The sequence below is a fragment of the Nonomuraea typhae genome, assembly GCF_009760925.1.
GTDB classification, from domain to species: Bacteria; Actinomycetota; Actinomycetes; order Streptosporangiales; family Streptosporangiaceae; genus Nonomuraea; species Nonomuraea typhae.
In genome coordinates, this window is record NZ_VRLV01000014.1 from 284,809 (window position 1) to 296,873 (window position 12,065).

Annotated in this window: 14 protein-coding genes and 1 pseudogene; 4 read left to right on the plus strand and 11 right to left on the minus strand. The window is 68.2% G+C overall.

The genetic code is table 11. The features are described 5' to 3' along the window. Positions 1 to 371: 371 nt before the first annotated feature. Together FVE25_RS40460 and FVE25_RS40465 are read left to right on the plus strand one after the other, a co-directional pair. A complete protein-coding gene (locus tag FVE25_RS40460) occupies positions 372 to 1,259 on the plus strand; it encodes a LysR family transcriptional regulator (protein WP_157252784.1) in 888 nt (295 codons plus the stop codon). Positions 1,260 to 1,263: 4 nt separating this feature from the next. Then, entirely contained in the window at positions 1,264 to 2,145 is an 882-nt protein-coding gene (locus tag FVE25_RS40465) for a LysR family transcriptional regulator (protein WP_157252785.1), read from the plus strand. A gap of 41 nt (positions 2,146 to 2,186) precedes the next feature. Here the strand turns inward: FVE25_RS40465 and FVE25_RS40470 are convergent, their stop codons facing one another. Genes FVE25_RS40470 through FVE25_RS56545 form a run of 3 tightly spaced genes read right to left on the minus strand, consistent with a single transcriptional unit; the run spans position 2,187 to position 2,892 of the window. Beyond that, positions 2,187 to 2,414: a hypothetical protein gene (locus tag FVE25_RS40470; RefSeq protein ID WP_157252786.1), complete on the minus strand. Its 228-nt coding sequence runs from the start codon at positions 2,412 to 2,414 to the stop codon at positions 2,187 to 2,189. A 49-nt stretch (positions 2,415 to 2,463) separates the two neighbouring features. After that, positions 2,464 to 2,733 (minus strand): dihydrofolate reductase family protein, encoded by a 270-nt coding sequence (locus FVE25_RS55665; protein WP_157252787.1) that lies wholly within the window; start codon positions 2,731 to 2,733, stop codon positions 2,464 to 2,466. Between the two features lie 33 nt (positions 2,734 to 2,766). Further along, complete coding sequence (locus FVE25_RS56545) at positions 2,767 to 2,892, minus strand: hypothetical protein (protein WP_281367954.1); 126 nt, start codon at positions 2,890 to 2,892, stop codon at positions 2,767 to 2,769. 66 nt (positions 2,893 to 2,958) lie between these two features. On the opposite strand from FVE25_RS56545, the gene FVE25_RS40480 reads away from it, so the two are divergent. Continuing rightward, positions 2,959 to 3,162: a hypothetical protein gene (locus tag FVE25_RS40480; protein ID WP_157252788.1), complete on the plus strand. Its 204-nt coding sequence runs from the start codon at positions 2,959 to 2,961 to the stop codon at positions 3,160 to 3,162. Here the strand turns inward: FVE25_RS40480 and FVE25_RS40485 are convergent. The 7 genes and pseudogenes from FVE25_RS40485 to FVE25_RS57140 form a co-directional block, all read right to left on the minus strand. Beyond that, positions 3,156 to 4,367, minus strand: coding sequence for a serine hydrolase domain-containing protein (locus tag FVE25_RS40485; RefSeq protein WP_157252789.1), 1,212 nt, complete (start codon positions 4,365 to 4,367; stop codon positions 3,156 to 3,158). The genes FVE25_RS40480 and FVE25_RS40485 overlap by 7 nt on opposite strands. Before the next feature lie 23 nt (positions 4,368 to 4,390). Next, complete coding sequence (locus FVE25_RS40490; RefSeq protein ID WP_219825861.1) at positions 4,391 to 6,274, minus strand: CocE/NonD family hydrolase; 1,884 nt, start codon at positions 6,272 to 6,274, stop codon at positions 4,391 to 4,393. Positions 6,275 to 6,318: 44 nt separating this feature from the next. Continuing rightward, entirely contained in the window at positions 6,319 to 6,726 is a 408-nt protein-coding gene (locus FVE25_RS40495; RefSeq protein ID WP_157252791.1) for a hypothetical protein, read from the minus strand. A 170-nt stretch (positions 6,727 to 6,896) separates the two neighbouring features. Next, positions 6,897 to 8,342, minus strand: coding sequence for an MFS transporter (locus tag FVE25_RS40500; protein ID WP_246268199.1), 1,446 nt, complete (start codon positions 8,340 to 8,342; stop codon positions 6,897 to 6,899). Positions 8,343 to 8,457: 115 nt separating this feature from the next. Beyond that, the gene (locus tag FVE25_RS40505; RefSeq protein WP_157252792.1) at positions 8,458 to 8,832 is read right to left on the minus strand and encodes a VOC family protein; all 375 of its coding nucleotides are present in this window, start codon (positions 8,830 to 8,832) and stop codon (positions 8,458 to 8,460) included. A 233-nt stretch (positions 8,833 to 9,065) separates the two neighbouring features. Then, positions 9,066 to 9,425: a hypothetical protein gene (locus FVE25_RS40510; RefSeq protein ID WP_157252793.1), complete on the minus strand. Its 360-nt coding sequence runs from the start codon at positions 9,423 to 9,425 to the stop codon at positions 9,066 to 9,068. Positions 9,426 to 9,600: 175 nt separating this feature from the next. Next, positions 9,601 to 10,464: pseudogene (locus FVE25_RS57140) on the minus strand (transposase). 91 nt (positions 10,465 to 10,555) lie between these two features. Between FVE25_RS57140 and FVE25_RS40520 the strand changes: the two are divergent. Then, the gene (locus FVE25_RS40520) at positions 10,556 to 10,846 is read left to right on the plus strand and encodes a WhiB family transcriptional regulator (protein WP_157252794.1); all 291 of its coding nucleotides are present in this window, start codon (positions 10,556 to 10,558) and stop codon (positions 10,844 to 10,846) included. A 161-nt stretch (positions 10,847 to 11,007) separates the two neighbouring features. Here the strand turns inward: FVE25_RS40520 and FVE25_RS57145 are convergent, their stop codons facing one another. Beyond that, a complete protein-coding gene (locus FVE25_RS57145; protein WP_425489522.1) occupies positions 11,008 to 11,520 on the minus strand; it encodes a ricin-type beta-trefoil lectin domain protein in 513 nt (170 codons plus the stop codon). Between the last annotated feature and the right edge of the window lie 545 nt (positions 11,521 to 12,065).

The window sequence follows — 12,065 nt, forward strand, 5'->3', positions numbered from 1 at the left end:
TCGGCCAGGGGTCATGTCACTACTTCACGGTTGCGACTTTGCTGGAGTGGTATCACCCCGGCAAGCAGATGGTCGGTGGCACCACCCGAACATCGCGATCTGCAGACCCTCGGCGTCATCGAGGCCGCGTCTTGCGCCTAGAAGCAGTTCCAGAAAGATCGGTATTACCGTTCTTGTCAGGGAGTTCCGCATCGAGAAGGAAGCGGCGCTACCGGTCAACCTCCGGGCCGATCTGGACATGCATAAAGCACTGCCCCACTTGATGACCTGGCCGTTCGCCTCTCGGAGCGCCCCGCCTCGGAAGGCGTCTGTTTTGCGGTAAACAATGCCCATATGTCACTCTTCTCCTCCGATTGATGAGAGGAGGAAACGTGGAGCTGCGCGATATAGAGATCTTTTTGACGCTGGCCGATGAGCTGCATTTCGGCCGTACCGCCGAACGGCTCCATGTGTCGCCCGCCCGGGTGAGCCAGGCGATCAAGAAGCAGGAACGCGGCATCGGTGCCGAGTTGTTCCACCGCGACAGCCGCAACGTCCGCCTGACCCTCGCCGGAGAGCAGCTCCGGAAGGATCTGGCCCCGATCTACCAGGGGCTCAAGGACAGCATGGAGCGGGCCAGGCTGGCCGCCCAGGGCAAGACCGGCGTGTTGCGCATCGGCACGATCTCCGTCAACAACTACGAACTGCGCCGCTACTGGGAGACCTTCCGCACCCGGCACCCGCAGTGGGGCCTACGTCTGGGGATCGCCCCCTGGATCGACCCCTTCGATGGACTGCGCCGCGGCGAGATGGACATGTTGCTCACCTGGCTGCCCGTGCTGGAGCCTGACCTCATCGTGGGGCCGACGATGTTCACCGACGGCCGGGTGCTGACGCTCGCCGTGGACCACGAGCTGGCCGGCCGTACCAGGGCCACGATCGAGATGCTCGGCGACTTCCCGCTTCCGCTCGCCAAGTCGGCCCCTGACTACTGGCTCGAGGCATACACACCGCGGCAGACCCCCGAGGGCAACCGCATCGAGCCCGGGCTGGTGGTCGCCAGCAACGACGAGCTCTACTCCTTCCTCGGCATGGGCGAGATCATCAATGCGTCTCCCGCGCACGTGGCCCGGTACTTCGCCCGCCCGGACCTCGTCCACGTGCCCATGCCCGACATGCACGCGCTGGACTACGGCCTGGTCTGGCGAGGAGAGTCGGAGAACGACATGATCAGCGCCTTCGCACAAGTCGTCCGCGACCTCGGCCCGCTGGACTCGTGACCTGGTGGAACTGCGCGATATTGAGATCTTCCTGACTCTAGCCGATTTGCTGCACTTCGGCCGCACCGCCGAGCGGCTCCACGTGTCGGTGGCCAGGGTGAGCCAGGCGATCAAGAAGCAGGAGCGGGGCATCGGTGCCGAGCTCTTCTACCGTGACAGCCGCAATGTACGGCTGACGCCCGCCGGAGAGCAGCTCCGGAAGGACCTCACCCCGATCTACCAGGGCCTCAAGGACAGCATGGAGCGGGCCAGGCTGGCCGCCCAGGGCAAGACCGGCGTGCTGCGCATCGGCATGATCCCGGCCAACGCCCATGACCTGCGCCGCTACTGGGAGACCTTCCGTACCCGGCACCCGCAGTGGGGGCTGCGGCTGCGGCACGCCCCCTTCGTCGAGCCCTTCGCCGGGCTGCGCCGAGGCGACGTCGACATGCTGGTTACCTGGCTGCCCGTCCACGAGCCTGACCTGATCATGGGGCCGACGATGTTCGCCGAGCGGCGGGTGCTGGCCGTCTCCGTCGATCATGAGCTGGCCGGCCGCTCCTCGGCCACGATCGAGATGCTGGGCGACTTCCAGGTGGCACGCGGCAAGCCCATCCCCGATTACTGGGCCGAGAGCTACACACCGTGGCACACGCCCAGAGGCAACATCATCGAGCGGAGCGCGGAGATCGAGAACGTCGACGACATCTTCACCCTCATCAGCGCCGGTGAGATCGTCAACGTCTTCCCCGTGCATGTGAGCCGCTACTGGAACCGGCCGGACATGGACTGGCTGCCCATCCCCGACATGCCCGCGCTGGACTACGGCCTGGCCTGGCGCGGCGAGGCGGAGAACGACATGATCCGCGCCTTCGCCCAGGTCGTCCGCGACCTGGGCGCTCTCTGACGAACAGTCGGCCGGGCCCCTGCAGCGGCCCGGCCGTCCGCCTACTTGATCAGGTACGGCGTCGCCGGCCGAGCCAGCGAAGCACGCACTTTGGCTGACACCACGGTCAGCCAGATGAGCCCCAGCCCCGCTCCGGCGGTGAACGCCATCACGGTGGCCGAAGACCCGGCGAACCCGGCCAGCAGGCCGACCGGCACGAGCCGGCAGGCGATCGAGCAGCGCCGCCTGAACGGCGGCGTCGGGAAAGCCCGCCCCTGGACCAGCGCCACGCCCAGGAACCACGGGCCCGCGGCGATCCCGCAGGCCAGCAGGATCTTGTCATGCCGGCCGGTAGGTCAGGTCGAGCACGCCGGTGGCGAAGGTGAGCGACTGGGTGAGCGTCAGCGGCACCCGGGCGCCCTCGGGGAACAGCCGGCGGCCGCTGCCCACGACGATCGGGTGCACCATCAGCCGCAGCTCGTCGCCGAGCCCGGCCGCCAGCAGCGCCTGGCCCTGACCGCCGTGCTCACCTTCTCGTTCATGGAGAGTCTCGGGCGACTCCACGACGCCGTCCGGCGAGACGGACAGCTCGGCAACGATCTTCCTCATGGTTTCTCCCTCGGGGCTGAAGTGGTGGGTGATTCAGACGGACTTGCGCAGGTGGGCCGCAGCCAGGGAGATCCAGCCCGTCGCGTTCATGACTTCGGTGGCGAGCGTCACCGAGCCCGCCTGCCCGCCGGTGATCGCCCAGCCGTCACCCCCGATCACGGCCAGGCCACCCAGGTGCCGCCGGGCTTGCTATCCAGGGCCTTACCGAACCCGAAGGAGCCGGCGATGAGCAACGAGCCGACGACGGGCATGGCGGCCACGGCGGAGGTGAACAGCGTCCGGGTGAAGGAATTGCCGCGGGTGGAGGTGTGGCTGGAGGGTAAGGGTGGTGGTCATGTTCCCGGTTCCCTTCGCGGTCTGCCGTTGCACGACCGTAAGGAGTCCAGCCTCAAGGCGTACAGCTGCGAGGTGCTCAGCTCTGTCTACTGAGCCGACTCGGCAGCCTTGTCCCCCGATCCGGCCTGCCCGTCGCAGAACACCTGCTTGACGAGGGCGTCGGTCAGCTTCTGGAAGTCCTTGGCCGGGCCACGCGTGGCCGAGTCCACCCAGGTCACCGACGCCGTCAAGGTCTTGCTGCCGTCGGGCGAGCCGTACATCAGCGTCCCGTAGCCGTGCGGCGGGCTACCGTTGTGCTGGTAGACGACGCCACAGCCGGGGCCGAGGTCCTGCACGAACAGCCCGAGCCCGTACTTCAGCTCCCCGCCCGGGTACGGCCTGCGCATCTCGGCCAGCAGACCGGCCGGCAGAAGCTTGCCGCCGTTCAACGCAGACATGAACGTGCGCAAGTCCTTCGTGGTAGAGATCAGATCCCCCGCACCGGCCAGCAGAGACAGGTTCTGCCGGGAGATATCGCTCACCCGGCCGTCCTGGGTGCGGTAGTAACCGCGGGCGTGCGGCCCGGGCAAGCTCGTCCTGTCGCCGGGCACCAGGGTCCCGGTCAGACCGAGCGGGCGCAGGATGCGCCGCTTCATCTCCTCGGCGTAGGAACGGCCGGTGACCTTCTCGATCAGCAACAGCGCCAGCGTGTAGGTGGTGTTGGTGTACTTCTGGCCGGTACCCGGCTCAAAGCGCGGCTTCTTCGACAACGCCAGCCGTACCAGCTCCTCCGGCGTGTAGCTGCGAAAGCGCCGGCTCACCCAGCCGTCGCCGCTGGCGGTGATCCCCGCCTCCCCCATGCCGCCGGAGTCGACGTCGCCGGTGTAGTTGAACAGGCCGCTGGTGTGCTGCAGCAGCATCCGCACGGTAATCCGCTCGTCCAAGCCGAGCCCGGGCAGATAGCCGGCCACCGAAGCATCCAGCCCGACCTTGCCCTCCGCCACCAACTGCAGCACCACGGTGGCGGTGAACGGCTTGACGACACTACCCGTCCAGAACCGGCCGTCGACCGGCGGCCTGGCCGCCGAGCCCAGCTTGCGCACCCCAGCACTACCGGCCCACTCACCCCGCTCGTCGCTGACACGCACCTGCACGCCGAGGAAACCGGCATCGACAAACGCCTGGACGCTCTTTCGTAGTTCCGGCCGATCCCGCCCGGCGGCGAGCGCGGGTGTGGTCGTGGTGGTGACCGCGCCTGCCAGCAGGGCGGCTGCCAGCGCGGGGATCGCCACTCGCCTGAGGACTTTGCTGGTGTTCATAGTGTTTCGTCTTTCGTGTCGCGTTACTTGCCGGTAACCAGAGGCAGTGAGATCGAGGTGCCGGCCAGGTCGAGGGTGACCTTGGCGCCGGTGCCGGTTTCGGCGCCGCCGAGGGCGGGTTCGCCAAGGTCGGCGTTGGTTCCGGTCAGCACCAGGCCAAGCCGGTGCCCGGCCTTGAACTCGTAGTCCTGGGGCAGCAGCTTCCAGGTGATCCGGTACGGCCTGCCCGGCGTCAGCGGCGTCTGGCGGCTGAGCGAGCTGCGGTTCTGCGCGTCGATGACCCCCCGGGAGACGACCTGGAAGCCGGAGGTGATCGTGTTGTCGGCGGCCCTGAGGTAGCAGCTGCTGTCATCGGCGGTGCTCTGGCCGACGCAGTCCTGGCCGTCGATGAGCTTGAGGCCTTGCCCCTTGTCGGGGGCGACGCCGTGGATGCGGGTGTCGGTGCCGTAGTCGACGAGCAGGACACCGAGGTTGGCGGCCGGCTTGTCCAGCTTGACCGTGAGGCTCACCGACGGCGTGCCGGACACCCTCATCGCGTTCTTCAGCGGCGGTGTCAGGTAGGCCAGCCGGTTGGGGTTGACGGTGGCCGGGTCGGTGGCCATCGCGGTCTCGCTCTGGACGGTGTCGAGGTAGCTGCCGGTTCCCTTGGCGGGCCGGCTGCCCAGGGAGCCGTCGGCCTGCGGTCGCAGCGTTGTGGTCCGCGCCTGGCGGGCGGGCCAGTCGGCCTGGGTGATCCACCGGTCCGGGCCGAGCTGCACGTCGGCGCGGGGCCGGCGCATGATGTCGTTGGCCACGCCCATCAGCTCGTGGTCGAACCACTGGTGCAGAGTGTCGACCCACACCTGGCGGCGGGCCCAGAACGGGTCAAGATGCCCGTACTGGGTCACCCACGTCTTGCGCTGCACGTCGCGGGGCAGCTTGGCCCACCACTGCGAGAACTGGTTGCCCATCACGTTGCGGTCCTGCATGCCGACCACGGCGAAGACGCTGGCGCGCACGTTGCCCGCGTTCGAGACCGGGCCGGTCCGGTAGTTGAGCTCGTCCCAGTAGGCGTTGTAGTTGCCGGTGGCGTCATCGGAGCCGGCGTTCATGCGCTGGTGCACCGCCGCGCATTTGGCATCCGGGTCCTCATCGATCATCTGGGCCAGCCATTGCTGGCCGTTCTTGAAGTCGGTGAGGGTGCCGTTGGCGCGCCACATGTCGTACCAGCTGCTCGGCCCGGCGAGCGGCACGATCGTCTCCAGCCCCTGAACCCCGGTGCCGGCGACGCCGATGGCCAGCCCGCCCTCGTAGGAGTGGCCGATCATCCCGGTGCGCCCGGTGGTCCAGGAGGCTTTCACCGGTTCGCCCTGGTCGTCGTAGGCGATCGCCCTGCCGTTCAGCCAGTCGACGACCGCCTTGCCGCCCAGCACGTCGGACGGCCCGCCGCCGGTCGGGCAGCCCTCCGACAGCCGGGTGCCGGCCATGTCGACGGACACGTACGCGTACCCGCGCGGCACGAAGTAGTTGTCGTAGAACAGCGGGAACTTCGTCAGGTTGCCGTTGGCGTCGTACGTCTTGTGGTCCAGCTGGAAGCCGACGCCCGGTTTGTCGAAGTACGGGCTCTGGTGCATGATCACCGGAACCTTGAGCCCGGGGCCGGACTCCTTCGGCCGGATGATGTCCACCCGGATCAGGTCCTTCTTGCCGTCGCCGTCGCTGTCGAGCGGCGACTGCACCCGCACGTGCTCACGGACGGCGTCGGCATAAGAGAAGACCGGCTGGGTGACCCCACCTGAGACGGTGATCCCCGGCTTGGCCGCCGCGGAGCCGGCGGAGGCGGAGGAGGCGGCGGGAGCCCCCGCGACCACGATCGCGGCCGCGAGGGAGACGGCGGCGAGGAGGCCCCGCCGTTGGACGAGCGACATATGCATCCTTTGCGTATTTCGTAACGGTCCGGGCCGACGTGCTGTCAGGCAGCGTCGAGAGCTTCGGTGATCTTGCGGATCATGTCGGCCAGGGTGGGGCTGGGCTCGCCCTTGCCGGCCTGAGCGGCGGCTTCGACGGCGACCAGGACGATGGTGCGGAAGTTGCCAGCCTCGGCCGGGTCCTGCTGCTTGAGCAGGTTCATGGCGGAGGCCAGGGCGGGCAGCACGTGGTCGGCGATCGCGGCCACCGACTTACCCTCCAAGTTGACGTCCCTGGTCTTTTCGGCGAGCACGTGCCCGACCGGGCCGGTCGCGGAATACAGCGACAGCGAGCCCGCAGTGGCCGCCTTGTGCGGCGAACCCGCGACATCGGCGGCGGCCAGCAACGTGACGGCACCGTAGGCGGCAGTGCGCAGGGTGGCCTTGTCCTGGGCGGTGAGGGTGAGAGACATGACGGTGTACTCCTTGGAATCTGTTGAGAGATGCGGTCTTGCTGGTGCTGCAGAGCTTCCTTGCTGGTGCTGCAGAGCTTCCTTGCTGGTGCTGCAGAGCTTCGCCAACCGCGCTGATACCGGGCCGCGATCGTCCTGATGCGGCTGCTGACACCAGTACGCGATCGGCTTCAGTGAGCGGCGCCGACCGGGGTCTGCCGCTGAGGCGAGGCGGCGGCGTGGGCGCCGCTCTTGCGTCCGCGCAGCAGGAGCAGCGCGAGTACGGCGGCGCCGAGCACCCCGGCGGCGGCGGCCAGGAAGGCCGAGGACATGGCCGCGTCAAATGCCTGGCGGGCGGCGTCGGCCAGGGACGGGTCGGCCACGGCGGCGGCCACCGACCGGCGGGCCTCCTGCGATGCGGTGGCCGGCATGGCCGCGGTGTAGCTGCTGGTGGCCAGGCTGCCCAGGATGGCCACGCCGAGCGCGGCGCCGGCCTGCTGGATGGTGTCGTTCAACGCCGAACCGACACCGGCCTGCTCGGTCGGGATCGCGCCCATCAGCGCGGCGATCGCCGACGGCCCGGCCAGGCCGCCACCGGCGCCCAGCACGACCTGGGCGATGGCCAGCACCACGAAGCTGTCGGAGGAGGAGAAGCTCAGCAGGGCCAGCCCGGCGGCCATCACGATCATGCCCAGCACCGCGATGGCGCGGTTGCCGAGCTTGCTGCCCAGACCGGCACCCACGCCGTTGAAGACCACCGAGGCGATGAACATCGGGATGAAGGCCAGACCGGCCTGGGTGGGCGTGTAGCCGAGGACGAACTGCATGTACTGGGTCAGCACCAGCAACAGGCCGCCGTTGCCGACCTGGACCAGCGTCAGCGACAGGCTGCCGCCGGCGAAGTCGCGGTCGCGAAACAGCTTCAGCGGCACCATCGGGTGCTCGGTGCGCAGCTCCCAGCCGATGAACGCGCCGAGGGCGACGACGGTGATGGCCAGCGGAACCCAGGCGATCCCGTGCGCCAGCTCGTTGATCGTCCACACCAGGGCGGTCATGCCGATCATGGACAGTACGGCGCCGAGCGGGTCGGGCCGGGTCGCGGGCCCCTTGGACTCGGGCATCAGCGTCAGCGCGGCCGCGATGGCCACGACGGCGATGGGGACGTTGATCCAGAAGACCGCCTCCCAGCCGAGGGAGGCGATCAGCGCGCCGCCGAGGACGGGGCCGCCGACCAGGCCGAGCACGGCGAAGGCGGCGCCGGCGGCCATCGCCTTACGCCGTTCGGCCTCGTCCGGGAAGACGACGATCAGCAGCGACAGGGTGGAGGGCATGATCAGCGAGCCGCCGACGCCCATCGCCACCCGGGCGGCGATCAGCTGGCCCGGGTCGGTGGCGAGCGTGGCCACCGCCGAGGCGGCGCCGAACAGCACCAGGCCGACGACCATGACCTTCCGCCTGCCGTACCGGTCGGACAGCGATCCGGCGGTGAGCAGCAGACCGGCGAAGACCAGCATGTAGGACTCCAGAATCCACTGGATGTCCTTGGCGGTGGCGCCCAGATCGGCGGCCAGGGCGGGCACCGCGACCGTGAGCGCCATGTTGTCGATGACCAGCACCAGCGTGCTCAGACAGAGCACGATCAGGATCAGCCACCGACGAGGATGCGGTTGCATACTTCTTGCTTCCATTCGTGTACGGAAAGTGATCGATCATGGGTGGCGCCGTTCAAGGGCCATCCCAAAGGGGGGTGGATCAGGCGCCGCTGGGCGGGATCCATTCGGTCAGTTCGACGACGATGCCGTTGGGGTCGGTCAGTCGCATCAGCCGCTCACCCGACGGATCGCACCGCAACCGCGTGGTGATGGGTGCGCCCTCGGCGTGCAGGCGCTCGGACTCCTTGGCCAGATCGGTGACCGCGAAAGCCACCACCGGCTGAGCCCCCGACTGCCACGGCAGTTCGAGGTCTCGCCGGCGCAACAGGATGTCGGCGGCCCCGTCGTCACGGCTCAACCAGGTGAAATCCGGCGTGTCGAGCACCTCGCGGAAACCCAGATGGGCGCTGAAGAACCGGCGGGAGCCCGCCGGATCATCGACCGTGAAGACAACGGTTGAGGTGATGATGTTCATGGATGTGCTCGTGTGTGGCCGTTTGTCACGCTTACCCCTCCGATGCGGTGATTCGTCCTTGATCAAGGGTGTCGGAACGACACAATCGGAACAACGGCAAAGCACACAACGAAGCGTTAACCCAGCGGTTCACGATCGGGGGCAAGGCCGAGACCCGGACGCTCCGGCGATCGCGTGACTCGCCCTGCGCGGCGCACAGTCCGTTGCGTTACTACCCGCCGCCGCACCGCCCCTTAGGCGGAGGGGCCGGTCGCGTGTTCTTCGGCGCGGGCGCGCAGGATCCGCGGGCCTGCGCCGGCTATGTCGTAGGCGGCGCGTTCGTGGTCGCGTTCGCCGCGGCGGGCCTCGCACGGTCCCCAGTGGTCGGGGCGCCGGTGGAGGGTCTGGTCGACGGCGTCGCGGATGCGCCCGTGATAGCGGGCCCATGCGGCCAGGTCGTACGGATCGTGCAATGGAGCCGGAGCTCCGCGGGCATCGCGAGGGCCGAGCGTCCAGCCATGCAGGGCGCGATCGCCGGCGCGGACGACTGCTGCGGTCCAGCGGCGGCCGAGATCGATGCCCAAGACGGCCGGTCCGGCCGGGGGATTGATCATCTGTTCCGTCCGGGGAACTCATCGGAGGGAAGTGCGTCGTCGGCGTGGCCGCTTGGCCGTTCGCGCAGGCGCAGCGCGAACGAGGCGTCGGGGTGAGGGCCGATCGCCGTCCGGACTTCGCTGTAGGGCCGCTCATCCATGCCTGCCCGGCGGGGTACGGCGAGGCCGTCGTCCATCAGCCGTTCGGCGACGTGCTGTGGTGGAAAGCTGGCCGGATCGAACTCCTTCGGTCCATCAGGTCTTCGTCGATTAAGACGATGAGGAGGGCGGTGTCGTTGTGCCCGACCACGCTGGTCAGCGCAAGAATGCGGATCAGCACGCGGATGATGACGCCAGCCCGGGTACGGCCGCCGTGGCGTTCCAGGTCCAGCTGGCCCTTGAAGGTCTCGTTGATCGACTCGATGGTCTGGCGCAGCGGTTTGAATAGCGCCGCGCCGCTCGGGCTCCCCCGGGCGAGCCAGGCGCAGCAGATGCAGTTCACGCTCGGTGAGCTTGGCTTCGAAGACGCGACCGTAGTCCTGCCGGTCGGCGATGATCGTCTGATGCGGACGGGCGGCCACGACGTCGGGTGCGGCCTGCAGCATGCCGATCAATACCTCGCGCTCATCGGCCTTGGCACCGCTCAGGGCGAACAGCACCGGCAGCCCGCCCGGCGTGCACAACAGGTGCAGCCGAAGCCCCCAGAAGTACCGGGAGTGGGAGGCGCAGCAGCCGTACACGGCGAGGTGTCGGCGCCCAGCATCCGGATCATGTACCTGACCAGGCCACAGGCATTGCGCAGCCGCCGGTTGTAGCCCGGCTGCCCGGGCAGATGCGGGAACATCGCGCCCAGCTCGGCACGCGCGTACCGCAGCCGGCGCCGCTCAGAGATGAAGCCCGGCAGCGCCGACAACACCGTCGGCGTCACCAGCTCGGCATCACCGAGCCTCGGCGCGATACCGACCTCAGCCCGCCACGGAGCCAACCCCGGCTGGGCCTTCAACACATCATCGATCCGCACGTACAGTGCGGTAGCGAGGGTGTCTAGCTCTTTCGTCACACATCGAGCCTGGGCACCCTCGCCCTAACTTCGCAGCTACGCCTTGGCATCAATCATCTAGCCCGCGAGGTCTGAGGTAGGCGCGCGGGGCATGAGAGCGCTGACCGGCATCTGGATCGAACAAGCCGCCTGCCTGGACGTGGATCCGGAGGGGTTCTTCCCCATCTCCCCCAACGGTCAGGGTACGGCCGAGACCGAACGGGCTAAGGCGGTGTGCGGCGGATGCCCGGCGCGCGAGCCCTGCCTGACCTTCGCCCTGCACACCGGCCAAGCACACGGGGTGTGGGGCGGCACCGACCCCGCGCAACGCAGGACGATCACGCTCCGCCAGGCCCGGAGGCGCCGCACCGCCCCGTCCACCCCACGCCGCCCCGGACGCTGACGATCGCCACCACCGCGCTCAAGGGCCAGGGACAAGATGTCGCGGTCACAGAAGCGGTATGCGCCGCGGGCCGGCATCCCCTCCAGCACGTTACCTGGCTGTACCCCTGAGTAACTTATCTGGAGGAGGACTCGGTGGGGTGAGCTGCTCCTTCAGCATCACTACCAGTAGGTCACGTTCCACCCCTGCGAGGGAGTGGTGACGCAGGTTCCGGGCGACACGTTTGCCCCCTCCACAGCGAAAGCGGGACTCAGGCAACGGTTGCTGCCCGTGCTGGTGTTGAGAATGGCGAAGTTCTGGTGCGTCCAATATTGGATGCGATGGTCAATGCAGCGCTGCAACTCGGCCACATGGACGCCGGTAGTTGTGGTTACGGCAGCCAGGCAGTAGCTGCTTTGGAGGTGGATGAGCCACCCGCCGTTCCACCAGCCCCACCTCTGGCCGGGGTCGCCGCTGTGGCAACGGCCCAGGTAGACGCTCCGACCGAGGGCGCCGGTGGTGTCCAGGCACAACCCCAGGTCTTGATGATTGGCGATCTTGAATGGTCCGGGAGTACCAGGGGGATACCCGGCGCCGGAACCTTCACTGCGTAGACTCGCTGATGCGCTTGCCACGCCGCTGAGGAGAAGCAGGGGCGCTGCCAGGACGGTGGCTGCCAGCCGGAGCCGGAACATCGCTGATCCCTTCGACGAGGAGGCCCGGATTGGACTGCTTGCGTCGTGCTCACGAGGCGGCCGTTGTTCAGTGCTCAGCCAATGACAGAATGCATGCCCTAGCGAAGTTTGTCGTTAGGTCTGCGTGCACGGGCAGTTGATACTGGTGAGCTCGCCATCGGGGCCTGTCCAGCGTCCGTGGCCTCGGCTCACCCCGCTCGCCGTCGGACGGCAGCAAGTCCGAGCCGGGCATCGCGACCGCCCAGCCACCGGCGACCGGGGGCCAGGTCGGTGAGGATCTCCCCGGCCAGGCGCAGATAGTCCTTCGCCGTACGGCGGGCGCCACCCACCCGAGATGTTTCATAAGCCCGTTTCAGCAGATCGGTCGCTTGCACCGACGCATGAAACACCGAACCTGCAGCTCGGGCCCGGCTGCGGCTGTCGATTTCCGAAGTCGTCTGCACTGATGTCTGAACTCCCCTGCACAGGGTCGTTCCTCGGTGGGCTTCGAGGCGTTCTGACGAGTGCTCGCCAGGGATGCGCGATGGGCGCTGCAATCGGCAGGC

Bases quoted from the DNA above. Each gene is read 5' to 3' on its own strand.
- FVE25_RS55665 (WP_157252787.1), bottom strand. From the start codon at position 2,733: ATGAGGAAGATCGTTGCCGAGCTGTCCGTCTCGCCGGACGGCGTCGTG.
- FVE25_RS40480 (WP_157252788.1), top strand. From the start codon at position 2,959: ATGAGCAACGAGCCGACGACGGGCATGGCGGCCACGGCGGAGGTGAAC.
- FVE25_RS40485 (WP_157252789.1), bottom strand. From the start codon at position 4,367: ATGAACACCAGCAAAGTCCTCAGGCGAGTGGCGATCCCCGCGCTGGCA.
- FVE25_RS40490 (WP_219825861.1), bottom strand. From the start codon at position 6,274: ATGTCGCTCGTCCAACGGCGGGGCCTCCTCGCCGCCGTCTCCCTCGCG.
- FVE25_RS40495 (WP_157252791.1), bottom strand. From the start codon at position 6,726: ATGTCTCTCACCCTCACCGCCCAGGACAAGGCCACCCTGCGCACTGCC.
- FVE25_RS40505 (WP_157252792.1), bottom strand. From the start codon at position 8,832: ATGAACATCATCACCTCAACCGTTGTCTTCACGGTCGATGATCCGGCG.
- FVE25_RS40510 (WP_157252793.1), bottom strand. From the start codon at position 9,425: ATGATCAATCCCCCGGCCGGACCGGCCGTCTTGGGCATCGATCTCGGC.
- FVE25_RS40520 (WP_157252794.1), top strand. From the start codon at position 10,556: ATGAGAGCGCTGACCGGCATCTGGATCGAACAAGCCGCCTGCCTGGAC.
- FVE25_RS57145 (WP_425489522.1), bottom strand. From the start codon at position 11,520: ATGTTCCGGCTCCGGCTGGCAGCCACCGTCCTGGCAGCGCCCCTGCTT.